19 protein-coding genes are annotated in these 23253 nt (G+C 46.5%); 1 reads left to right on the top strand and 18 read right to left on the bottom strand.

Annotated elements, in window-relative coordinates:
* Window position 1: 1 nt before the first annotated feature.
* From AC04Q6_RS02685 to AC04Q6_RS02640, 10 genes are all read right to left on the bottom strand, one after another.
* The gene (locus tag AC04Q6_RS02685) at window positions 2-1033 is read right to left on the bottom strand and encodes a DUF6077 domain-containing protein (RefSeq protein WP_021978179.1); all 1032 of its coding nucleotides are present in this window, start codon (window positions 1031-1033) and stop codon (window positions 2-4) included.
* On the bottom strand, window positions 1030-3324 hold the full coding sequence (locus AC04Q6_RS02680) for a xanthine dehydrogenase family protein molybdopterin-binding subunit (protein ID WP_244832544.1): 2295 nt from the start codon (window positions 3322-3324) through the stop codon (window positions 1030-1032). Before AC04Q6_RS02680 ends, AC04Q6_RS02685 begins: the two co-directional genes overlap by 4 nt.
* On the bottom strand, window positions 3321-3791 hold the full coding sequence (locus tag AC04Q6_RS02675) for a (2Fe-2S)-binding protein (RefSeq protein WP_118070494.1): 471 nt from the start codon (window positions 3789-3791) through the stop codon (window positions 3321-3323). The genes AC04Q6_RS02680 and AC04Q6_RS02675 overlap by 4 nt, the downstream gene beginning before the upstream one ends.
* The gene (locus AC04Q6_RS02670; RefSeq protein ID WP_021978182.1) at window positions 3788-4600 is read right to left on the bottom strand and encodes an FAD binding domain-containing protein; all 813 of its coding nucleotides are present in this window, start codon (window positions 4598-4600) and stop codon (window positions 3788-3790) included. Before AC04Q6_RS02670 ends, AC04Q6_RS02675 begins: the two co-directional genes overlap by 4 nt.
* A gap of 124 nt (window positions 4601-4724) precedes the next feature.
* Complete coding sequence (locus tag AC04Q6_RS02665) at window positions 4725-6401, bottom strand: glycoside hydrolase family 13 protein (RefSeq protein WP_119247908.1); 1677 nt, start codon at window positions 6399-6401, stop codon at window positions 4725-4727.
* 12 nt (window positions 6402-6413) lie between these two features.
* The gene (locus AC04Q6_RS02660) at window positions 6414-7049 is read right to left on the bottom strand and encodes a GNAT family N-acetyltransferase (protein ID WP_118070498.1); all 636 of its coding nucleotides are present in this window, start codon (window positions 7047-7049) and stop codon (window positions 6414-6416) included.
* Window positions 7050-7069: 20 nt separating this feature from the next.
* Window positions 7070-9169, bottom strand: a complete 2100-nt coding sequence (locus tag AC04Q6_RS02655) for a M28 family peptidase (RefSeq protein WP_330636736.1) — start codon at window positions 9167-9169, stop codon at window positions 7070-7072.
* A 166-nt stretch (window positions 9170-9335) separates the two neighbouring features.
* On the bottom strand, window positions 9336-10565 hold the full coding sequence (locus AC04Q6_RS02650) for an ABC transporter permease (RefSeq protein WP_187306432.1): 1230 nt from the start codon (window positions 10563-10565) through the stop codon (window positions 9336-9338).
* Window positions 10562-11233 carry an ABC transporter ATP-binding protein gene (locus AC04Q6_RS02645; RefSeq protein ID WP_118064163.1) on the bottom strand — a complete coding sequence of 224 codons (672 nt, stop codon included), beginning with the start codon at window positions 11231-11233 and terminating at the stop codon, window positions 10562-10564. The genes AC04Q6_RS02650 and AC04Q6_RS02645 overlap by 4 nt, the downstream gene beginning before the upstream one ends.
* Window positions 11234-11254: 21 nt before the next feature.
* Window positions 11255-13708 (bottom strand): beta-barrel domain-containing protein, encoded by a 2454-nt coding sequence (locus AC04Q6_RS02640; RefSeq protein ID WP_119247909.1) that lies wholly within the window; start codon window positions 13706-13708, stop codon window positions 11255-11257.
* A gap of 373 nt (window positions 13709-14081) precedes the next feature.
* Here AC04Q6_RS02640 and AC04Q6_RS02635 point away from each other — a divergent pair, with 373 nt between their 5' ends.
* Window positions 14082-14669 carry a cytidylate kinase-like family protein gene (locus tag AC04Q6_RS02635; RefSeq protein ID WP_021978189.1) on the top strand — a complete coding sequence of 196 codons (588 nt, stop codon included), beginning with the start codon at window positions 14082-14084 and terminating at the stop codon, window positions 14667-14669.
* A gap of 392 nt (window positions 14670-15061) precedes the next feature.
* On the opposite strand, the gene AC04Q6_RS02630 is transcribed toward AC04Q6_RS02635, so the two are convergent.
* The 8 genes from AC04Q6_RS02630 to AC04Q6_RS02595 form a co-directional block, all read right to left on the bottom strand.
* The gene (locus AC04Q6_RS02630; protein WP_021978190.1) at window positions 15062-16168 is read right to left on the bottom strand and encodes a DUF362 domain-containing protein; all 1107 of its coding nucleotides are present in this window, start codon (window positions 16166-16168) and stop codon (window positions 15062-15064) included.
* A gap of 5 nt (window positions 16169-16173) precedes the next feature.
* Entirely contained in the window at window positions 16174-16827 is a 654-nt protein-coding gene (locus tag AC04Q6_RS02625; protein WP_021978191.1) for an ABC-2 transporter permease, read from the bottom strand.
* Entirely contained in the window at window positions 16824-17675 is an 852-nt protein-coding gene (locus tag AC04Q6_RS02620; RefSeq protein WP_119247911.1) for an ABC transporter ATP-binding protein, read from the bottom strand. The genes AC04Q6_RS02625 and AC04Q6_RS02620 overlap by 4 nt, the downstream gene beginning before the upstream one ends.
* A 16-nt stretch (window positions 17676-17691) precedes the next feature.
* Complete coding sequence (locus AC04Q6_RS02615) at window positions 17692-18069, bottom strand: GntR family transcriptional regulator (RefSeq protein WP_021978193.1); 378 nt, start codon at window positions 18067-18069, stop codon at window positions 17692-17694.
* Between the two features lie 182 nt (window positions 18070-18251).
* On the bottom strand, window positions 18252-18806 hold the full coding sequence (locus AC04Q6_RS02610; protein ID WP_021978194.1) for a helix-turn-helix domain-containing protein: 555 nt from the start codon (window positions 18804-18806) through the stop codon (window positions 18252-18254).
* Between the two features lie 69 nt (window positions 18807-18875).
* Window positions 18876-19724 carry an alpha/beta hydrolase gene (locus AC04Q6_RS02605; RefSeq protein WP_021978195.1) on the bottom strand — a complete coding sequence of 283 codons (849 nt, stop codon included), beginning with the start codon at window positions 19722-19724 and terminating at the stop codon, window positions 18876-18878.
* 32 nt (window positions 19725-19756) lie between these two features.
* A complete protein-coding gene (locus AC04Q6_RS02600) occupies window positions 19757-22063 on the bottom strand; it encodes a transglutaminaseTgpA domain-containing protein (RefSeq protein ID WP_476389508.1) in 2307 nt (768 codons plus the stop codon).
* A 20-nt stretch (window positions 22064-22083) separates the two neighbouring features.
* The gene (locus AC04Q6_RS02595) at window positions 22084-23253 is read right to left on the bottom strand and encodes a DUF58 domain-containing protein (RefSeq protein WP_118168563.1); all 1170 of its coding nucleotides are present in this window, start codon (window positions 23251-23253) and stop codon (window positions 22084-22086) included.

Below are 23253 nucleotides of genomic sequence, written 5' to 3'. Positions count from 1 at the left end.
CCTATCGGATCATAATATACACAAGTCCAAGAAGCAGCGACGGCAGACAGCACAAAGCCGTACATGCTGCTTTCTGCAGACTGTGAAACCGTACCAGTCCCATGATCAGAAGGATCACCAGCATCATACAGGCCAGAATAATTCCCATGGAAGAAAGGAGGCAGCAAGAAATATCTGCCAGTAAAAGCAGCAGCCATGAATATTCCTGTTCTTTTTCCAGAATGATACCTATGCCAAGATATAGAAGCAGAGGTAGAAAAACCGATGCCAGGCATGCTTTTCCCTGCCAGATACGGATCATCTGAAAATTCTCAGAATTATAAACGGAATATGCCGAAAACCAGATCAGTACCGCACAAAAGATCATAAAGATCCCCCTCGCATGTTCATCCTCCGGAAACCACCGTTTCGCATACTGATACAGAACCAGATATGCCATAAAAATAAAGACTACAGGAAATATCACATGCGCCACAATTGCCGGATGAAGTCCTACAAGAGAACTGATCACTGCAAGAAATATCGGAAACGGCGACAGAACATACCTGCTTGGTAATCGTGTATAGGAATATCCGGTATACGGATTAATGGAAAAAACGGTATCCGTATGGACAGATGTTGTAGCTGTTGCCACATAAAAAGCGTCATCCGCATCCATATGAGCCAAAAATGAAGCAGCCACAAGCTGGAGTAAGATCAGTATTGCAGCTACAACAAAATAAAAAGACATTTTGCCCGTCTTCTCACCATTTCCCGTAAAACCATTCCGTTTTACCAGTGCCAGGACAATCCCCAAAACAGCAGCTGATGCCATTACAGCGGCAAGACTGTATTTCAGGACATGCAATGGCAGTTTAGCCCAGATTGCCGCCAGCGCCAAAATCTCTGCAAAGGAAAACATCATAAGATATCCTGCAAGAAGGTTCATTCCCATCGAACTTTTTTTACTTTTACAGAGGACTACCCCTCCGGCCGCCCACGGAACTGCCAGCAGCCATAAAGCTGCCAGCAGACATTTGATCACCATATTCATTTCTTCTCTCCGGCTTCCTGCTCAAGAATTCCCATCGCAACTTTTTCCGGAGTGATCGGGAGTTCACGGACACGGACACCGGTTGCATTGTAAACGGCATTGGCAATCGCAGGGCAAGGTGTATCGATTACAAGCTCACCGATGGATTTTGCACCGAATGGGCCGGTCTTTTCGTAACTGCTCTCAAACTCGATCCGTACTTTCGGGATATCCATACGGTTGGGGATCTTATACTGCATGAACGAATTGTTCCGGATCTTTCCCTTGTCTGTATACTGCACATCCTCATACAGGACCATTCCGATACCCTGACCGATACCGCCTTCTGCCTGCACTCTGGCAAGGTTCGGATTGATCGGGGTTCCACAGTCGATCACACCTACATAGTCAATAACGTCAATCTGTCCGGTCTCTTTGTCGATCTCCACCTCGGCAGCTCCTGCCATAAACGGTGGCGGAGAGATCGGAGAAGAATATTCTTTTACAACCTGAAGCTCACTGCAGACTCCACAGGTCGCTTTTCCTGCGATCTGCTGCAGCGTTACCTCTTTTCCATCTTCTGTGCGGACTTTTTCTCCGTCAAAATCAGATTCTTCCGCAGATACCCCCAGCATCTGTGCACCAAAAGCATGAATTCTCTTTCTGAGTTCTCCGCAGGCCTGGATCACCGCGTTTCCGGTGGCATAAGTTGTGGAAGATGCATAAGAACCGGAATCATAAGGAGAAATATCCGTATCTACACTGAACACCACGATATTTTTCATATCGGTATCCAGACAGTCTGCTGCCATCTGAGCAAGAATGGTATCACAGCCGGTTCCCATATCAGAACAGCCAAGTGCCAGGGTGTAAGACCCGTCTTCATTTAATTTAATGTCTGCTCCGCCGACATCGATCCCTGCAATAGATGAGCCCTGCATGGCCATAGCGATGCCGACACCCCGTACTTTGCCGTTACCCATATCACGGAATGGATATTTCTCATCCCATCCGATCATTTCCTTTGCACGGGCAAGGCATTTATCCATGGTACAGCTGCCGTTGATTGGTACATCCGGATATCCAGGAAGCGCCTCTCCCTCCATAGGCATGTTCAGCTCACGGAATTTTACCGGATCCATACCCATCTTATGAGCCAGCTCATCTGCTGCGGACTCCACAGCAAAAATACCCTGTGTGGCACCATAGCCACGATAAGCGCCTGCCGCCTGCATATTGGTATAAACCACATCATAAGCAAAACGGTACGCTTCTGTGTGACGGTACAGCGCAATAGATTTATGTCCGGAAAGTCCGACCGTTGTGGGTCCATGTTCTCCATAGGCGCCGGTATTGGAAAGGGTATAAAGATCGATGGCCTTTACGATACCATTTTCGTCCGCACCCATACGGATATGGATCTCCATCTCATGACGCGGAGAAGATGCGATCATGGATTCCTTTCTGGAAAAAACGATCTTGGACGGACGTCCGGTAACCCAGGTTACCAGTGCCGGAAAAACCTCACTGACAGAGGACTGTTTTGCACCAAAGCCCCCTCCGATACGCGGCTTGATCACACGGACTTTGGAAGACGGAATATTCAGCGCATTTCCTACGATCCTTCGGATATGGAACGGGATCTGTGTGGAAGAAACCACCGTCAGTCTCTGAAAATGATCCATATAACAGTAGGTACGGAAGGTCTCCATCATGGTCTGCTGATTTGCCTTTGTGTGGTAAACCTGGTCTACTGTATACGCACATTTTTCCAGCATGGCGTCCACATCACCCACTTCTTCTACATTGGAGGAGCAGAGATTCCGTTTATTATCTCCGCCGGCCGGGATCGGCATATACCAGTCATCCTCCGGGTGCACCAGGATCGGATTATCCTTGGCTGTGTGGATATCCAGAACTGCTTCCTCCACACGATATTTTACCTTAATGCGCTTCAGGGCTTTATCTACTGCTTCTTCTGTCTCACCGGCTACGATGGCAACCGGATCCCCCACAAAACGCACATGCTTATCTATGATATAACGATCCCAGGGACTGATCTCCGGTGCTGTCTGTCCGGCCAGGGTAAATCTTTTGTGTGAAACATCCTCATAGGTGAGAACACAGGCGATCCCCTCGATCTTCTTTGCAGCATCTGTTTTGATCTCTTCCACCCATGCATTGGCATGAGGGCTTCTTAAAATCTTGACGATCAGGCAGTCAGAAGGTGCAAGATCATCGGTATAGACCGGTTTTCCGGTTACCAGCGACATGGCATCTGTTTTTGGTACCGGCTTGTTTACGTATTTCATTTTCCTTCCTCCTGTCCTTTTTTATAGTCGAGAAATTTCAAGATACTTCTGGTCTGTCCCACAAATCCCGAACAACGGCACAGATTTCCGGAAAGATACTCCAGGATATCCTCTTCTGTAGGATCATCCAGTTCCTTTAACATGGCAAACACATTCATGATAAATCCCGGATTGCAGAAGCCGCACTGCTCTGCTCCCTCATTGGCCATAAAAGCTCCGAATTCCTTTGCTTCCTCCTGCATTCCCTCCAGAGTCACGATCCGTTTCCCATCTGCGCGGGCAGCCAGCATGGAGCAGGACAGTACCGGACGTTCATCCATCAGCACAGTACAGAGACCACAGTTTGCAGTCTCACAGCCACGTTTTACGCTGTAACAGCTGTTTTTCCGCAGGAAATCCAGAAGCAGTTCATCCGGACGTACCTCTGCCTGCCGTTTTACACCATTCAGCCAGAAAGTGATATTCATTCTGCTCTACCTCCGATCTCTTCCCAGGCTCTTCTCGTAAGGACTTTCACAAGAAGGCTTCTGTATTCCTTTGAAGCACGCATGTTCTTGTCTGTAGGAACATGTTCCACCGCATATGCGGCAAAAGAAGCTGCTGCCTCCTTTTTCTGCTGTGCATCCATCTGTGCAAAATCTTTTAAGATCCCCTCTTCATCTTCTACGATCATTGCTTTTCCGGGTCTGGCGCCAATGACAGTTCTTGCTTCTCCGTCAATCAGAGATGCCGCACAGGTGATTACCGGAAAATCTGTGGAATTGTTCCGCTGGCTTAAGTACACCGTGTTCAGCGGCTGTTTTTTCACAATGATATTTACCAGGATATCGTTATCTTTTTCCATGGATGCAAACTGTGCCAGCGGAATGGTTCCGCCATTGTACAGCTCCACCCAGGTATCCAGTGCCAGAAACATGGTCAGCACATCGGAAAATCCGAATCTTCCGAAAATACTCCCCCCCACTGTGGCACAGTTTCGAAACTGCACGCCTACAATGTGCCGCACGCTTTCCCGGATGGCACCGTTCGTATAGGCATTCAGCTCTTTATGGGTTTCCAGTGCATGAAGCGGTGTCATGCAGCCGATCACAAACGCTTCTTCCGTTTCCATAATGGTATCCAGCCCAAGATCTGACAGGTCAATGGCTGTCATGATGTTACGGTTTCCCATTTTCAGCCAAACCATACCGCCCAGCACACAGGCTGTTCTTTTCTGGTTCAGTTCATATGCCTGTTCAAGGCTTTCTGCCTTTACGTAATTCTTTATCTTCAGCATACTTTATTCCCTTCTGAATTCTCATTCTCTTTCATCGCGGCTGTTTTTTCAGCCAGACATTTATTTTAACAGACCGTCAGCTAAATAGCTATTGTTTTTTCTCTGCTGCTGTTCTGACGCCGTATCAGTCAGCGATCTCCAGAACGATAAACTGATACGGTTTCAAAATGATCTCTTTTCCTGTGATCTCCGCTGTTTCCTGATTATTCAGAAGCACCTTCTTCATTTCTCCGGAAAGAGATACCTTCTGAGACTGTGCCTGCATATTTCCCAGGATCAGCAGATCCTTCTCACCGTTTCTTGTATAGGCGATCAGATTCTTCCGTTCTTCCTGATATGGAGTGAAGGTTCCGTATACAAGGGTTTCTTTATATTCCGGAGCTTTTCTCAGTGCAGTCAGCTTTTTGTAGAAAGAAAGGAGGGAGTCACTGTCCGTTAACTGGGTCTCTACATTGATTTCCTTATAATTGGGATTGACACCAAGCCACGGCTCTCCTTCTGTAAATCCTGCATTTTTCTCTGCGCTCCACTGTACCGGAGTTCTGGCATTGTCTCTGGAAAATGCAGAAGCAGCATCAAGAGCTTCTTTTTCACTGCATCCGGCACGGAGTGCTACCTGGTATTCATCGATGGTACTGATGTCATCGATCTGGTCCATAGAAGTAAACTCCATATTCTCCATACCGATCTCCTGACCCTGATAAATAAACGGAATTCCCTTCAGCAGGAAATAAATACCTGCCAGAAGCTTTTTGGAATCCGGGCAGCGGTCTTCCGGAGAAATATAGTGACAGACACCTCTTGGCTCATCATGATTCTCAATAATGTTGGAGATCATACCGGTATCCCCGATCTTTTTCTGAGTATGGAAAATACACTTCTTATACTCTTCCGGACTCAGGTACGGTTTGGATGCATACCAGCCATTCGCGCTCTTTCCATAACAGGTTTCCTCAAAATCAAACATGGATGAAAAATATCCGTTTTCTCCAATGAAGTCTTTGATCTCATCTTCCTTTTCATTGAAGACCTCTCCTACAGTAAAAGCATCATAGGGATGAAAGCACTTCTCAGCCATCTCTCCCAGGAATTCTCCGATTCCCTCTGCCTCCTCCAGCATCCTCTCGATATTGCAGAGCCCGTCTGCACGATCGGCAGGATAATCGGAAAACGGAAGCTTCTTCTTGATATTGATAATGGCATCAATACGGAATCCGCCAAGCCCCTTTTCCATCCACCAGCGGATGTTTTTGTAGACTTCCTCTCTTACCTCCGGATTCTCCCAGTTGAGATCCGGCTGCTTCTTGTGGAATACATGGAGATACTGTTTATCCAGATGTCCCGGAAGCTCTTCCCATACCGGACCACCGAAATAGCTCCTCCAGTTGCAGGGAGCCTTGTCATCCTTTTTGTCCCGGATATAAAAGAAATTTCCATACTTTCCGTCCGGATCCTTAATGGCCTGCTGAAACCACTCATGCTCATCGGAGCAGTGATTTACCACCAGATCCATAAGGATGTACATCTCTCTTTTTTTCGCTTCTGCGATCAGCCGGTCCATATCCTCCATGGTCCCAAACCGCGGATCAATCGCATAATAATCTGCAATGTCATATCCCTGGTCTGCAAGTGGAGATTTATAGATCGGGGAAAGCCAGAGGATATCTGCTCCCAGTTCCTTCAGATAATCAAGCTTGCTGATGATTCCCGGGATATCCCCGATCCCATCTCCGTTGGAATCATAAAAGCTTTTGGGGTATATCTGATATACCACCTTGTCATGCCACCATTTTCGTTCCATTTTAATTCCTCCTTATGCCTGTTTGATCATGCAGTACTGCTTTAGATCAAATCCTTTTTTCTGTACAATTCCGTATAATTTAAATCCGAATTTCTCATACATGGAAACATTTGCCGGATTATGAGTTTCCAGAGAGATCATCAGCTTATGCCTGTCCGCATAATCGATCACCTCATCCATCAGCTTCTCAGCAAGACCATGATGCTGCATCTTCGGCGCCACAGCCAGATAGATCACATGAAGTCTTTCTGCTGTATGAAGCTGGGAAGTCCAGCTGGAATTCAGATAATCTTTTCCCTGGATGAATTTCCGCAGGGTCGCAAGACTTGGATCCTCTTTTATCAGATAGCCATCTGTTTTCAGAAGGGCAAAAAAATCCACCATCAGATTATGTAAGGCTGCTTCATGCTCCGTTCCGTCGGATACTACCAGGATGCTGTTCAGCTCACTGCTGTCTGCATAGATCTCACAGGTCTCAAAAAACTCCGTAAGATCACAGGTAAAAAGCTCCGGCATCAGACGTTCTCTGGTATCCCTGTCCGGGATCAGTGCATGATACAGAGGATCCTCCGAAAAACATACGGTCAATATCCGGATCAACCTGTCCAGATCTTCTTCTTTCACTCGGTATAAATTATGGCTTTCCATTCTTTCCTCCAGGTATGGTTTTATTCTGTTCCTTTTTCAAACATATCGCTGACCTCGCAGATCAGATCTGTAAGCTTTTCCGCTGTGCGGATCAGATATCCGATATCATCCACATAATATTGCTTCTGCCTCTCCCAGGCTTCCCTCAGGCTTTGTTTTTCTGCCTCCAGGCTGTCACCCGGTTTCTTTTCTTTCAGGCTTTCCACAAGGTCATAAAGGTTCTCATGATGGATGATCCGGCCTTTTCCCCACATCAGACGATCCGGGGACTGCTTCATGATATATTCTGTAAAATGATAAAAAACTTCCCGTTCAAACTGAAATGCATAACAATTATTATCAATACTGTAAAAGGATTCCAGCGCAGGCGCAATCTCTCCTTTTTCCAGATATTCCATGGCTTCTTTCAGTGCATAAAGATTGTTCTGGACGGCCTGCTGGGGAAAGATCACATTGTCATCCCAGTCCAGACGCACCAGATAATCCTGGGATTTCCGAAATACACCGAGAAGCTTTTCGGTGATGGCATCGGCTTTTTTCCAGTCACGTTTTTCTTCCGGAATGCTGTTGAAGCGGCGCACCTGCTCTGAAAGAATGGCAGCTGCTTTTTTCGCTTCTTCTGTTTTTTCCAGAAGGAGAACACCGTTGGCGCCGGTCTGCATACACAGATCCAGATCCAAGCTCTCAATACTACCGGCCAGTGCCCGTCCGAAATCCATCGGCGGCAGTGCAAGACTGTCAATAGCAAGAAGGAGCCTCAGATAAAATTCGTGGTGGAATTTATATACTTCTTCCTCATAAACATCCTGGTTATCATACTGGGAATGATAATAATTTTCCATAAACGGACCACCGCTGAAATCATTGACCATGGACGGGATCCCGGAAATAGCCATGGTAAAATCATCAGACCAGGTTTCAATGGGATACAACGTGGTCATGCCCTCCGGATAAATCCCCTCCGGCATCTGCACAACATCCACGAAGCTGCGCACAAAATCCGCATACTCATAGGTACATCGTACTGCATCTCTGGTACTGTGTGCATGAGCCGGAAGCTCAAAATTCAGATCTGCGATCACGTGCCCCTGCCACTCCGGTCTCGCCTCAAATACCTGGCGGTAAGCACCTGTGGACCAGTCATATTTTGTGTCGGAAATCCCCCATTCTTCTGCTGCAAGAGCACATACCATAATGGTATGGCGAGGTCTGTATCCACCGTGGATCAGAGCCCGGGCAATTCCGATGATCATTGCTACGGCCGCATTATCATCCTGAAATCCTTCAAAATAGGAATCATAATGGGCACTTAAAAGGATCATGGAATCGGAACTGGTTCCCGGGATTTTTCCTACAATATTATAGGTATACTGGTCTTTAATCACCTCTGTGTCCGCGTCAAATTCCACGGAAATCTTTGGAATCTTCTTTCCGTCCTCATTTTTTTCTTCCATCAGACGGCGGATCTTAAGAAAATCTGCTCTGGACATGGAAAAAGCCGGAGCACTGGAAGGTCCTGCAATGTCCTGTGCATTCAAAGCCGTATCGTCGATCTGTGCGTACCCTCTGCTCTGTACGGCAATGAGAGCTGCCGCGCCTTTTAAGTGAGCCTGATACACCGGATAATTGATCCACCACTCTTCTCTCTGGTTGATCTCGATAAGAACCAGCTTTCCTTTTACATCGATATTTTTATATTCGTCAGCAGTACCTTTTCCAAGATATACAAGGTCAAATTTCTGAAAGCCATCGGTCTTAAAATCCGTCTGGTATGCACCAAGCTGGATCTCATGCACGGTTCCCTCCTGGTCACGGTAGCGCATCACCGCTTTTTTAAATTCCCATGCATCCACACGGATCTTGTCTTTCTCTACCTCGGTGAGGCCTGCTTCTTTCATTTCTTTTAAAAGCATATCTCCGGTTTTCCGTTCTGCCAGGGAACCTGCGGTGCGGTATCCCAGAACCGGATTTGTTTTTTCCTGTTCCATGCGCTTGGCCAGATCATAGGATTCTTTTACATCCAGGCATGAAACACATTTCTCCACGATGTTCAAATTTACTGTCATCCCTTTCTTGGTAGTTCCCTGGTCAGCAGTTCTGTCCACTCCCGGCAGGAACACGCTCTTAACTGCTATAGATTATACCTTATCAATGTGCGGATTTCCAGATAAAAAAACATGATTTGTTCTGACAGGAAAAATCCCGTTCGTACAAATCACGTTTTTATCATATCTCTTCTTGCCCGGGCAGGCTGTTGACGACAGTCTTAATCTGGCAAAATTTTTATTAACCGGAATACCGGAGCGTATCGATCGGTTTCTTGGATGCTGCCTTGTTGGCCGGATACAGACCAAAAAGCACACCGATCAGGACAGAAAATGCCACAGACAGCCAGACCACTTTCATATCCATGGTAAAACTCATGGAATTCTTCATCACCACAGCTGCCACTTTCAGGATCACCCAGGAAAGACCGATTCCCGCAAGGCATCCCATCAAACTTACCAGAAGCGCCTCGATCAGAAACTGCAGCATGATGGTTTCTCTTCCTGCACCGATGGCTTTTCGGATACCGATCTCCCTGGTCCTCTCTGTCACAGATACCAGCATGATGTTCATGATTCCAATTCCACCAACCAGCAGCGAGATAGCCGCGATCCCTCCGATCATCAGTGACATAGTATTGGTGACACTGGACATGGCTTCCATGATCTCCGACTGGTCCACAATGGAAAAAGCATCCTCGTCCTCTCCAAAACGTTCCATAAGAAGTTCCGTAAGAGCATTTTCCGCCGGTTCCAGACTGTCCTCATCGGTTCCGGATGCGTAAAACATAGTCACATCCAGAACATTATCCGCAAGTCTGGTCATGGTAGAAAACGGGATATATCCCTCCAGCTGTACCGAAGAGGAGGAGCTGTCAGAATCGTCCGAATCCGAAGAGCCGGTCACTGCCGCACCCTGAGTCAGTGAGGTGCTGTCGGAGAGCACTCCTACGACCAGAAAACTTTTCCCATTTAATTTGATGCTCTCCCCTACGGCATCTACACGTCCAAGAAGTTCCGTTGCCGTATCTTTTGTGATCACAACTACATAAGAATTGTTATCAATATCCGTCTGTTTGAGAAAACGTCCGCTGAAAAGTTCCAGTCCCTGGATATCCGCATAACTTCCTGTTGTACCGGTCAGTGTCATGGTTCCGTTGGAATAACTTGTTTTTGCGGTAACGCTGGTCCAGGAAACCGGAGCCACTTCATCCACTTCCTCCGGTTCACAAAAATCCGACAGTTCCTTAAGGCGCAGCGGATTTCCCTTATCATCGGTAATGGTCACCGTCAGATAGCTGGAACCCATGCTGGAGATCTGATCCGTCACAGAAGATGTCGCTCCGTTGGCAATGGATACCAGTACGATCAGTGCCACCACCCCGATGATGATGCCAAGCATGGTGAGAAAAGAACGCAGTTTGTTGGACACCACTGCGTGCCACGCCATTTTCATACTCTGAAAGATCATAAGCTCACCTCGCTGACTTTTCCATCACGGATAAAAATTTTCCGCTCTGCCTCATCTGCCACTCCGTTGTCATGAGTGATCAGTACGATGGTGTTTCCATTGGCGTGAAGTTCGTGAAACAGTTTCATGATCTCTTCTCCTGTAGAAGAATCCAGGTTTCCTGTGGGCTCATCTGCCAGGAACAGAGAGGGCCTGGTCACAAGTGCTCTTGCAATAGCCACCCTCTGCTGCTGGCCGCCGGAAAGCTCTGTAGGCCGATGTCCCATTCTGTGAGAAAGTTCTACTTTTTCCAGAGCTTCTTTCACGCGACGTTTCCTCTCACTCTTGGGAATTTTCTGATAGATCAGCGGCAGTTCCACATTTTCCTCTGCTGTCAGTTTGGGGAGCAGGTTAAAACTCTGAAAAATAAATCCGATCTTATGATTCCGGATCTTTGCCAGCTCCCGCTCTGTATAATCTTCAATGGAAATCCCATCCAGGATATAAGTCCCTTCATCTGCGGTATCCAGACAGCCAATAATATTCATCATAGTGGATTTTCCACTTCCGGAAGGTCCGATGATGCTGACAAATTCCCCTTCCCGTATCACCATATTTGCATGATCCAGAGCATGAACTGTATCTCCTCCGATGCAGTAAGTTTTGCATACATCTTTTAATGTTATCATTCCGTCCATTGTTTCACCGCCTTACATATTCGGAGGCGTGCCGCCACCGTTACCGCCGGAACTTCCGCTTCCACCCGGACCTCCGCCGTTTCCTCCTGGGCCTCCGCTGTTTCCGGAGTCGGAATTCCCGCCAGGACCGCCGCTCATATCACCAAAATCGCCCATACCATCAGGCATACTAGAATCATTGCCGCTTCCACTATCCGTATTTCCTGATTTGTTATAATATACGGTATCTCCTTCAGAAAGTCCTTCTGTGATCTCCACGGTAGTTCCATCGGAAAGTCCTGTGGTTACTTCTGTCTCGCCGGAAAGGTTTCCATCCTCGTCTTTCTCTGTATAGACAAAAACTTTATTTCCTTTTTCCTGCAGTGCATTGACTGGAATGGTGATTACATTTTCACGATTTTCAATGGTGATCGTGGCCGAGGCATTCATTCCCTGCTTCATCTCTTCATCTTTTGGTACAGAAACAGATACCGTATATTTTGCCACGCCGCCATTGACCAATGCAGTATTTCCTATCTCTGTAACTTCACCGGTAAATTCCTTGTCTTCAATAGCATCAAAGGTAACTGCTGCTTCCTGTCCAATCTCCACAGAATTGATATCCAGTTCATCCACGCTGACTTCCAGAGTCATGGTGTCATCTGGCGAAATGGTAAAAAGCGCAACATCTGTGCTGTATTCCGATGTGGAAAGTTCTGTACCGGATGTGGATGCGGAAGAATCTGTCTCCTGGGTATCTTCCGTCTGAGATGCACCGGAAGAAGATCCCGAAATATTGTTCGCGGATGTACCGGCACCGTTTCCTGACTGATCGTTTCCGCTCTGTGTGGAATTTCCATTCGTTTCGCTGGTACTGTTTGTTCCATTATCTGAGGAATCCTTTCCATTGGAAGAAGTGGAACCTGTGCCATTCTGGCCGGAATTATTCCCTGTCTGACCCGCTGCTCTATCCGTGATCTGATCTGCGTCATTATCTTTGTTATCATCGGCGTTCTTTCCGTTATCTGTGGAATCCGAAGTCTTTCCGTCACCGGAATCATCTTTTTTTATATCCTCTGTCTCTGCCGCAGTCTCCGGAAATGTAATCTGGAAAGACATACTTTTTCCATCCTGGGAAACACAGATGCCGGAAACGGTTCCCAAAGTAATTCCGGAAACACTTCCAGCCTGGAAAACATAGCCATCCCCTGCAGTAAGAGTAACCACTGCCTGATACACTGTTTTTTCCTGGAAACTGTCATCTCCCGGATTCCATGCCACCGTACCTGTATAACTTCCATCTGTCGCACTTACTGACGTAACAGGCGTCTGCCCGGTTACCGGAGCAGCGATCACAAGCGAGGATGCTGTGCTGGTGCCTTCTGTGGCAATGGCAAACTGCAGAGTTGTGGATGTTTCAGATGTATTTTCGCCGGAAGAATCCCCTTCTCCGCCAACATCTGAAGAAAAGTCTGTATCGGATGGCGCCAGAGCAACAGCCTCTGCCTGCTGTTCTGTATCTGTCTGAAGGCTGATGATCTCTTCTGTCTCTCCGGTTTCCTGACTGTTCAGATTGCTATCAGCTATATTTGTCACACTGTCTGAGGAAACAGCTGCACCTGTATCACTGCATCGAACCACGCTTGCGTTTACATTTGCTTCTATCGCTGCAATGCTTGTAGTGCTGCCCAGTGAAATCAGCTGTACGGCGTTTCCCGCAGTTGTATCACTTCCAGATACTACATACGACATCTGCGAAACCGTCTTTCCGCTTCCGGAGCTTCCGGAAGAACTGCTGCCGGAAGAACTTCCGCTGCTGCTATCCGTTGTTGTACTGCTTCCTGCGGAAACATTCACACTCTGAACTGTTCCGGAAATTTCCGCTTTGATCTCCGGATCTGCTTTCAGCTGGATCAGTTTTTTCAGGGTTGCTGTCCTTGCCTCCCGTTTTGCAAGAAGTTCCTGATATTGTGTCTCATTGGCACTTCCTTCCAGAGTCAGCAGGGTTGTTCCCTCGGAAACACTTGCATTTTCGGAAACATTCACTGCGGAAACGGTACCGGAAGTCCCTGTGATTTCCAGTGGTTCGTGGATCGTAAGCTCCCCGCTTCCAAGCTCCTGTCCGCTGCTGTCTGTAACGATAACTGTATCACCATATGTTGTTCCGTTATCAGTAAGAGTAACCACGCAGTCTTCTCCACTGGCAGAATCCACAGTTCCTGTCACCTGCGTGCCAGAAGACAATGTTACTGTTACAGAATCTCCTGCAGATACCCCGGATACTCCGCTGAGAGAAACTGCCATTTTTCCATCCAGAGAAAGCACCATCAACGCACCGTCACTGACCATGATGTCCGAAAGATCAGAACCGGCAGATACATTGATCTTCTTTACACGACCGCTGACTGAAGATTCGATCACATTCTCCTCGTCACTGTCCTGGTATTCCTGAATGCTCTCATCCAGCTGGGAAATCTCATCCTGCACCTGCCACGCAGATAACTGCCGCCGGGATGATCAACATAATCTTTTTACGCCGTCGTTTCATTCCTTCAACCTCCAAATATGCCATGTATGTTCTCTCTGTTTTAAAAATATCTTAATGGAAAAATATGTAGAGACTTTGTGTGATCTGTGAAAACCCGGTGAAAAAGGTAAAGTATTTTTCATACGCAAATACAGTTAATTGAATATAGTTTTCTGTCTGTTTTTATATTATTTTGTGTATTTTAAATATTATTTTAAATAATTTACATTATTTTCTGGTATTTTTTACGGAAATATGTTATAAAAGAAATAAGAAAAAACGCCGGAAAACAGACCTTCCTGCTTCCGGCCTGAGATAAAGGAGGTATTCATTATGGCAAAACGTATTATCACTATCAATCGTATGTTTGGAAGCAACGGGCGCCTCATCGGCAAGACTCTGGCAGAAAACCTGGACATCGGTTTTTATGATAAAGAACTGATCGACATGGCTGCCAAGAAAAACAATATTCCCTTCGACACCCTGGCAAAAGTAGATGAGAAAAAAGCCAGCCAGTGGGTATTCCCCGTTGACAGCGAGCTGCAGTTCACAGATAATTTCTCCTTTGTACCAATGAACGATGTACTCTATGATCTCCAGCGAAAGATCATTCTTTCCCTTCCTCAGAAAGAGGACTGCGTGATCGTCGGCCGCTGCGCAACCAATATCCTGAAGGATAAATCACTTAAGATTTTTATCCATGCACCTTTTGAAGAAAGAGTACAGAATGTGATCCGCCGCACCGGCAGAGAAGAAGCCAGTGCAAGGAAACTTGTCAAAAAAATGGATAAAGAAAGAAAAGCTTATTATGAATACTTTACAGATAGTAAATGGCTGGATATGACACAGTATGATCTTTGTATTGACAGCAGTCGGTTTTCTATGGAGCAGATTGTAGAAATTGTAAAGAGATGTCTTTAATTTTTGAAAAATGTTTTTACGTTTTGGAAACGCTAGGAAAACCGCAGGGGAGGGGAAGCACTCGTAGTTGCGAAAGGCCGTTTCCCCTCCCCTGCACCCCTTCCCTCTGGCCCCGCTATAAAACGTACGTTATGACTATGTTACGTTTTTGACGGGGCGATGGATTCTGCGTTTGTTTATGACGACAGGCTGTGCCGATTGCGCCGATTGCGGACGCTCAACTCACCAAAACGTACGGACAGGCGCCTAGCGTCCGCTCCCGCCCCTCGGGTGAACCATCAGCCTGGGAAGTGACAGTCTTCCGGGTTGCTGCGGAGGAGGGATGATGATGGTTTTAGCCGTCTCCCGCAACCTTAGTAGCATCCCCCGACGGAGCCCTGCCCGGAGGACTGTCACTTTCCGGGCGTCCGTTCATTCACATACCCCCTCAGAAATTCATAAATCTCCCCCTCCAGCGGCGGACATCCCTCCACAAAATTCTGAAACTTACAGGTACAGTGCCCCACACCAAGCACTCCCGTCTTGCCGCGATACCCCTGTCCGATGCAGATCTTCTCATCCAGCTTCTCAAAAAGCCCTTCTTTCTTCAACATCTCCAGAGCCGGGATCAGATACCCGTAACATGCACTGCAGGACTCCACTTCCTCCACGGCATCGGCGAGCTCCACAACCTTCCTGGACACCGGCATCACCTGATCCGCCCCGTCCTCCAGAAACTGCACATCCGCTTTCGAAACATCCGAACATCCCACACCAAGCTCACCCGCAAGCTTCACATAAGGAACATCTTCCACCGCATAATGCATCATCTGACACACATAGGCATCCACAAGAACCGGATCACAGGCACCCATCACACGGTTCATCACAACCGGATTTCCACCATCCTCAAAATCCAGATCCCCGCAGATATTATCCACAACAATAAAATCCTGCCTTATCCCCATGTTCAGATGGGCGATGGGCTTATGAAGTCCCAGAGAATGGAATCTCCTCTTCTCCTTATTCGGGATCAGCCCTTTCATATTCTTGAGCGCACAGGTGATCTTTGTCTGACAATGTCCTTTCAGAACCGGCACATTGATCAGAAAATCAATCTCTTTCACACGCTCACAGATATTCAGCTCCATACCGCCGCAGTCCACCGAAACCCCTTTATCCTTCTGCATATCCCAGAACGGCACCTGATACTCCTCTTCCAGCCGGTCAAATCCACAGGTCTCAAAAGCTTCTCTGGTCTTATCCCCAACCCAGGACCCCTCCAGCATCACCAGATCCCGGAATCCGTGCTCCTTCAGATACTCAATAATTCCCGAAACCACCTCCGGATGCGTAGTCGCACCCCAGGAAGCCTCCGACGGGGAAACCAGATTCGGCTTGATCCCGATCTTTTTCTTTCTGTCCCCGATATGGGACTGAAGATCCGCCTTTTCCAGAAGCTCCTTCGTCATTTTTTTATATTCTGTACCACTGGTAATAAAAATCTGATTTTTATCCATATTTATCAGAATTCCTTTCTCTCCATAATATGGATGCTGATCCGGCAGGAAATATAAGAAGTAAGCCCAAGAAATACTACAATGATCAGGGTGATCATTCCAATCCCCAGATTCTGTACCTCATACAGCAGCTGATCCAGATCCACGCCAAAATTCTGCATAACTTTTGCCGTCAGATAAGCCAGACCAAAACTTCCACCAAATACTGCAGCCATTACAATTCTACCATTATCCACACCAAACTTCAATTGAACCGGTATCAGCAAAATCAGAATCAAAGCTACGATCAGGATTCCTGTCTCGCAGGTCAGCATCCATTCTCCCTGCTCCATAGCCACACCATGAAAATGGTTTGCAATTGCGGAAACCACAAATCCTGTCAAAAGAAGCAAAAAACTCACACCATAACCCAGGATATATTTTTCTATGGCGTAGGTCTTTCTGGTCGCCGGAAGCGTCATAAGAAATCCCATTCCGCGGTCTGCCTCATCATAGGAAATCGTAGAAATTGAAAGAAAACCTCCCATCATCCCAAGATAGATAATAACAAACGCATCATTTCTTATACAAACGAAAAAAATAACCATTACTATCACAAGCCCGAGAAAAGACCGGTTCTGTTTCAAAAGTTCTATATCTTTCTGCAAAAATCCTCTCATAACTTTTCTCCTTTCGAGATCATGGAGATGATCTCATCCACTGATCCTCGCTCCACAACAAGTCCCGGATAATTTTCCAGATAAAACTGCTTCTCATTGGTCAGACAGCTATAGCCCCAGGATTCTTCTGCCACCCGGAAAATTCCTCTTTTATCCAGATCCGAAAAATCTTTCTTCTCCACTTTCAGAAGTCCGTACTGATCCAGAAGCACATCCATGTCCTCATGAAGAACAATTTTCCCCTCATGAATCATATACAGATCATCACAGAGCCCTTCCAGATCCGAAGAAATGTGAGAACTTATAAGGATTCCTCTTCCTTCCTGCTCCATATATACCCGCAGAAGATCCAGGATCTGATCCCTTGCCACCACATCGAGACCGGCAGTCGGCTCATCCAGGATCAGCATCTTTGCCTCATGACTCAGTGCCAGAAGAACTTTCAGTTTTGCCCGCATTCCTGTGGAAAATTCTTTCAGGCTTTTATTAAGAGGAATGGACAGCTTCCGGCATTTTTCCAGAAAATCTTCTCTGTCAAATCTGTGATACATTTTTTCCATGATATATGAAATCTGCTTTACAGTCAGATATCCGCTGAAAGTACTGTCGGAAAGCACGACCCCGATTTCCTCTTTCTGTGCAGGCGTAAGTCCGGTACTGTACTGTCCCATAATCCGGACTGTCCCATCATCCACATGGATCAGTCCCAGAATCGCTTTAAACGCGGTACTCTTTCCTGCACCGTTTTTGCCGATCAGTCCTGTGATCCTTCCTTCTTCCAGCTGCATGGTACAGTTCAGCTGAAAATTCCCATACTGTTTTCTGACCTCTGTAAGTTCTGCTAACATATCTGAACCTCCCTCTTCATTTCAGATCCTCCAAAATACAAAGAAACATTTCCCGGAGCTCATCATCAGAAAGGCCTCCTGACCGTCCTTTCTGGATCGCATTCTCCAGATCCGCCTCCACTTCTTTCTGCCGTTCTTCCCGAAGCAGATTCCGGTTGGCTTCCGCCACAAAACTGCCCTTTCCATGAACGGTAACGATCATTCCTTCCTCATCCAGAAAATCATAGGCCTTTTTTACTGTAAGCGCACTGATCTTCAGCTCTCTTGACAGTGTCCGGACGGATGGAAGTGGTTCTTTCTCTTTCAGTGAACCATCTATGATCTTCGCACGGATCTGTCTGACGATCTGTTCATAGATGGGTTCCATAGATGTATGACTGATAATAATATTCATCGTTGTCCTCCTATTAATAAACAGTATATAACAGTGTATAACTGTTGTCAAGTGTTATATACTGTTTATTCAAAATCAGGGAGATATTGTCAAGCCATATCCGTGCACATATAAAAAAATACCCTCTCTACCAGTTTCCCGGTAAAAAGGATATTTTATCTGACGCAGCTGCAACATATTATTCAGTGATAATCCAGAAATGTCACAGAAAAAACCGCTTTTCCTTTTCCATTATTTCGATATGTATGAATCTGATCCGTTTCAAAGCGAAGCACATCTTCCGCTGTTACCAGATGCGAAACACCCTCAGCTTCCACCGTTACCTCCCCCTGCAGCACAGAAATATATTCTCTTGTTTTTTCTCCATGGCCACCGCTGATATAAGATTGTCCGGCTTCAATCTCGATCCGGTAGATCTCCACCAGCTGATTATCTTCATAGGGAAAACAGGTCCAGACTTTATACCGGCCTTCTACCTCTTTGGTAGGAACCATCTCCTGCACATGCACCAGGCAGGAATCCAGAGGCGGTGCCTGGATCAGTTCCTGAAAACGGATCCGAAGACCACTGGTGATTTTCCCAAGAACTCCAAGAGAAGGATTGGCAGTTCCCTTTTCAATCTGTGCAAGCATACTTTTGCTGACTCCGGTCTGCTCAGATACCACATCCAGGCTCATTCCTTTGGATTTCCGGATTCTTTTTAGATTTACCGATACATTATGGGTTAAGTAGTCCATCCCGGTTAATTCTCATCTCCATTCCTCTTCTCTCTTCGGCCGGTCTTCCCGCCTGCTGCAAGTCTCATCTTATCGGTCGATCTTTGCGCCGCCCCACCATGGAAATTCCCGGTTCAGCCATTTTCCGGCAAGTTCACTCCATGGTTCACAGGCTCTTACAATTCCTCTGCCATTTTCGTTGGCAGTCAGCTCATTTGCCAGACCAAGCCCGTGAGGTCCCTGTGGAAAAACATGATACTCCACCGGAATCCCCTTTTTATAAAGTGCCTGAACAAAGAGAAGCGTATTATCCAACAGCACTGTCTGATCCTCAAAAGTATGCCAGATAAAGGTTTTGGGTGTATCTTCCGTAACCTGGAATTCCAGGGACATCTGATCTTTCAGTTCTTCATAACGATCTCCCAGAAGATTGCGGAAACTTTCTTCATGGCCAAATTCTCCGGAGGTAATTACCGGGTAATTCAGGATCATGCCGTCCGGCCGGATCATCTGGTTATCCATTTCCGTAATCTTCGCAAGTTCCTCTGTATTCCAGAATACTCCCAGGGAAGCAGCCAGATGGCCACCTGCGGAAAAGCCGGATACAATGATTTTATCTTTTTCAATATGCCACTTTTCACTGTTTTTTCGAAGAAGCGCTACGGTTTTTGCCAGCTGTCGGAGAGCCACCGGATATCTGGCAGGTGCTACACTGTAACGAAGTACCACTGCATGATATCCCATTCCCATAAAACGCACGGCAATCGCCTCCGCTTCCCTATCTGAAGTCATACCATAGGCTCCACCCGGACAGATCACGATCGCAGGTCGCTTCTGTCCCAGATAAAGTTCTTCTGACTCCTGCCAGAAATAAGTTTCAATATAAGCTTCATTATAATCAGCCGTTTTATCCTCAATTACAATTTTTTCATTTATCATATCAGTTATCCTTTCTTTATCCGATATCTGTTCTACCGTGCGTAAAAATAACGCAGTCTCAGTTTTCCCGGGAAGTGCTGTTTCTTATACAGACACTGCCGGAACCGCTCTGTCATTCCACGGAGCACCCGCAGTTCATGAGGCATAAGCTCCATTCCACCAAAACGATATTTCTGGATCAGGCCTCCTGAACGGAAATATTCCTCCTCGCGGATTCCCGGAAAGCACACTTTCACTTCTTCAAAGAGCGCTGTCGGATCTGTCAGATCACCCTTTACACCACCGATGGCAAAAAGATTCTCTATTTCATCTACATACCATTCTACCAGCTGCCCTTTCGCAGCATATTTCTTTTTCAGATTTTTCCGCATTTTTATTCTGGCCGCTCTCTGCAGTTCCAGAATAAGATACAGAAGAAACAGCCCATATAAAACCAGGACGATCACACCCGGAACTGTTTTCCAGGTATGCTTCTCGATTACCTTGGTTTCAGACTTTCCTGTTCCGTTTCCGGTACCCTGATCTGTTGTATCCGCACCGTTTTCATCACGGACTGTGTTGACACGATAAGAAGGCTTCCCTTCAACCAGCTGATCTGTATAAGTCTCTGTGTACAGTCCCGGCACAACTTCTACCGGCATCCAGCCAAGACCTGCAATATAAACCTCTGCCCAGGCATGTGCATTCTTTGTGGTAAGTATGACCTCCTTTTCGCCTGCATCGGAAGCTGCCTGTGCATCCATATCAGACAAGTGATAACCCTCTGTGTATCTGGCCGGATACCCGGCTGCCCTGTAGGCCATAACTGCTGCCGTAGCAAAGGCAACGGCGTTTCCCTCTTTCTGACCATCCAGAATCCAGTTTACCATATCTTCGTTTTCCGGCATATCCTGTGGAATATCTGTATATCGTATATGATTTCTCAGAGCCTGACGGATCTGCGTTGTCAGTTCGTCGAAATCCATCTCTTCCGGATCCTGATCCTCTGCAAAAAATTCCGCCAGGATCCTTTCTTTCAGCTCATCACTGATATCTGTATAAGAATCCAGGACAAATGAATGATAAACATTTTCTGCTTTTACGTAACTTTCCTGTCTGCTGTCAGACGGATTTTCAAGCCAGTTTCCGGGAATCATACTATCTGCAGTTGCCTCTCCTTCTGATACCTGGAACTGATATCTGCGTGCACCAAAAAAGCTTCTGGATTCCACATTCCAGTCTTTGTGCTCCACACCGTTCTCCCACGCTTCTGCTACAGCCGGCAGATATACATATTTCCGGTATGCGCCTGTATTTTCGACGGACACCTGCATATAACCGGAGTTATTTCCGGAAGCCTGAGCATTCAGTTTATCGTAGACCGCAAACTGGCTCAGCGGCGAAAAACTGTTCTGCTTCAGCCAGCGCAGCATACCCTCATATTCTCCTTCGTATGAAGAGTACGGAATCCCATTCCACTGCATGCCATCATAAGAACCTCCTACGAATCCACGAAGATACAACTCCTGTGGCTGGTTCATTGTAAGCTTCAGTGTTTCTTCCTCCCGGTCAAGAAGTTCCGCTTCTTTTCTCAGATCTCCCTGCGGAAGTGAATCTTCACCATAACGGAATTTCTCAACATCTGCGGAGATTTTCTGCTTCCACTGTTCCAGCTTTACGGATTTCTGATATCCTCCTGTAAGAAAACTTACAACGCCCACAACTACAGCGATCAATGCGATCGCAGAAATTCCCCTCAGGCCAAAATTCCGTCCTCTGGTACTGTATACAATAAAAACGCCAAAAAATCCTGCCAGCGATAAAAGAACCGCCAGCCACATACTGCTGCTTCCAAGAATCAGGCCACATGCAGCAGATGGTATCATAAAAATCATAATTCCATAGATGTTATTCTTTTTAACCTGGGAAAACAGAAACGAAACTACTGCTTCCGCAAACAAAGCCCACAGGATCACGGAGCCAATCCCTGCATTGCTTCCCACCGCAAACAGCGTTGCCTCCGTTCCGAAACGGGAATTCCACATTCCCAGAAAACAGTCTGCAAGATAAAAGATTCCCTGCGTAGTGACCGTAATTGTTACCAGAAAAAGTGCGATCCCGGAAACATATAATATTGTCTTCATTCTCCCTGCCGCTTTTTCCGATCTTTCAGTGATACAGTACAGTACTGTCACCACTGCACCAACAAAAAAAGCAACAGCCAGACACCACACAGAATAACTGAAATCCCTCAGAAAAAGCAGGATTCCTGCCAGCACAAGAAAAATCAGTACCGGTTCCGATATTCTGTTTTTTTTCTCTTCTGTCTCATTGAGAACAAAAATCTCATTTTTTTTCATGCTCATCTTCTCTTCCCCGGCTATATTACAATGTTATATGCTTTTTTCTGGTAAGTTTCTGCATCCACAGGGATGACGGAATATCCCTCTGTTGCCATATATTCTTTTCCGTCGCCCTGGTTTACCTGAATGATCGTAAGATCCAGTTCTCTGGAAAGCTGTCGTGCTGCGCTTTCTTCATATTCCGGTGTAATATAAATGATCTTGGTATATTTGCGCCGGATATCTGTCTGAAGAAAACGATACAGAGAGTCCCTGCCATTCTTCTCATGAACAGGACGGCACAGAAGATTCAGCACCATCTGTTCACAGGTTGCCAGAGAATAAACCGGAAAATCCTGCAGTTCTCCGGCCGCACAGCCAACATTATGCTCCAGATTCCGCTCTACCATACTCCGGCTCAGAGCAGACGTAAAAGCAAGGACTGCATCATTGCGCTGATTGGAAATTTCGTTTTCCCTGAAAATTGCCATTACATTATATAAGACCAGAATATTATAATTGGCCGGATAGCCAAACTCCCGCACAACCAGAGTATCGATCTTGGAAGACAGTTTCCAGTGAATGCTTCCCAGCGAATCACCTTTTTCATATTCCCGGAGCCCTGACACTTCGCTTACATCCTGCCCTTTTCGGTTCTGGTCATAAAGCTCTCCGGATATGATCGTTTCAGGCCGCCGCAGAAGCTGTGTATTTAACTGCAGCTGCGCCGGATACACCAGCACTTCCTTCTGTGATGCGCCTGGTCTGGTCCAGCAGAAGATCCCCAGGTGATCATAGCATTTCACATGTAACACCGTGATCCTGACACATCCACAGTTTTCCATTTTGATCAGGTGCTGAAACTGCGCGTTTTTCTTTTCGGAAGCACATAGGATCACTGTCTGCGTTTTTTCTTCTCCATACATCGTGTTTTTAATCTGAATTTTCAGCTGGATCCTTCCAAGAGGGCCCCTGTTTTTTTTGCTTATCCGGATTTCCAGGGGAATCTCCTGTCCAACATGACAGGAAGATTTTACACTATATTCCATTTTAAATCCATTTAAGCTTACCAGTTCGATCACAAAAGAGAGGACCGGCACAACAACCAGACACAGAAGAACCGTAAGTGCTTCACTTCGGTTGGATATGATATAAATTAGCAGGGCAGCCACCATTGCCGCCCCGTACCAGATTCGATATCTACGCAT

The sequence above is a fragment of the Blautia sp. HA9023 genome (assembly GCF_056504095.1).
Note: the sequence above shows the minus strand (reverse complement) of the source record. Positions and strands in the feature narration are given on the sequence as shown.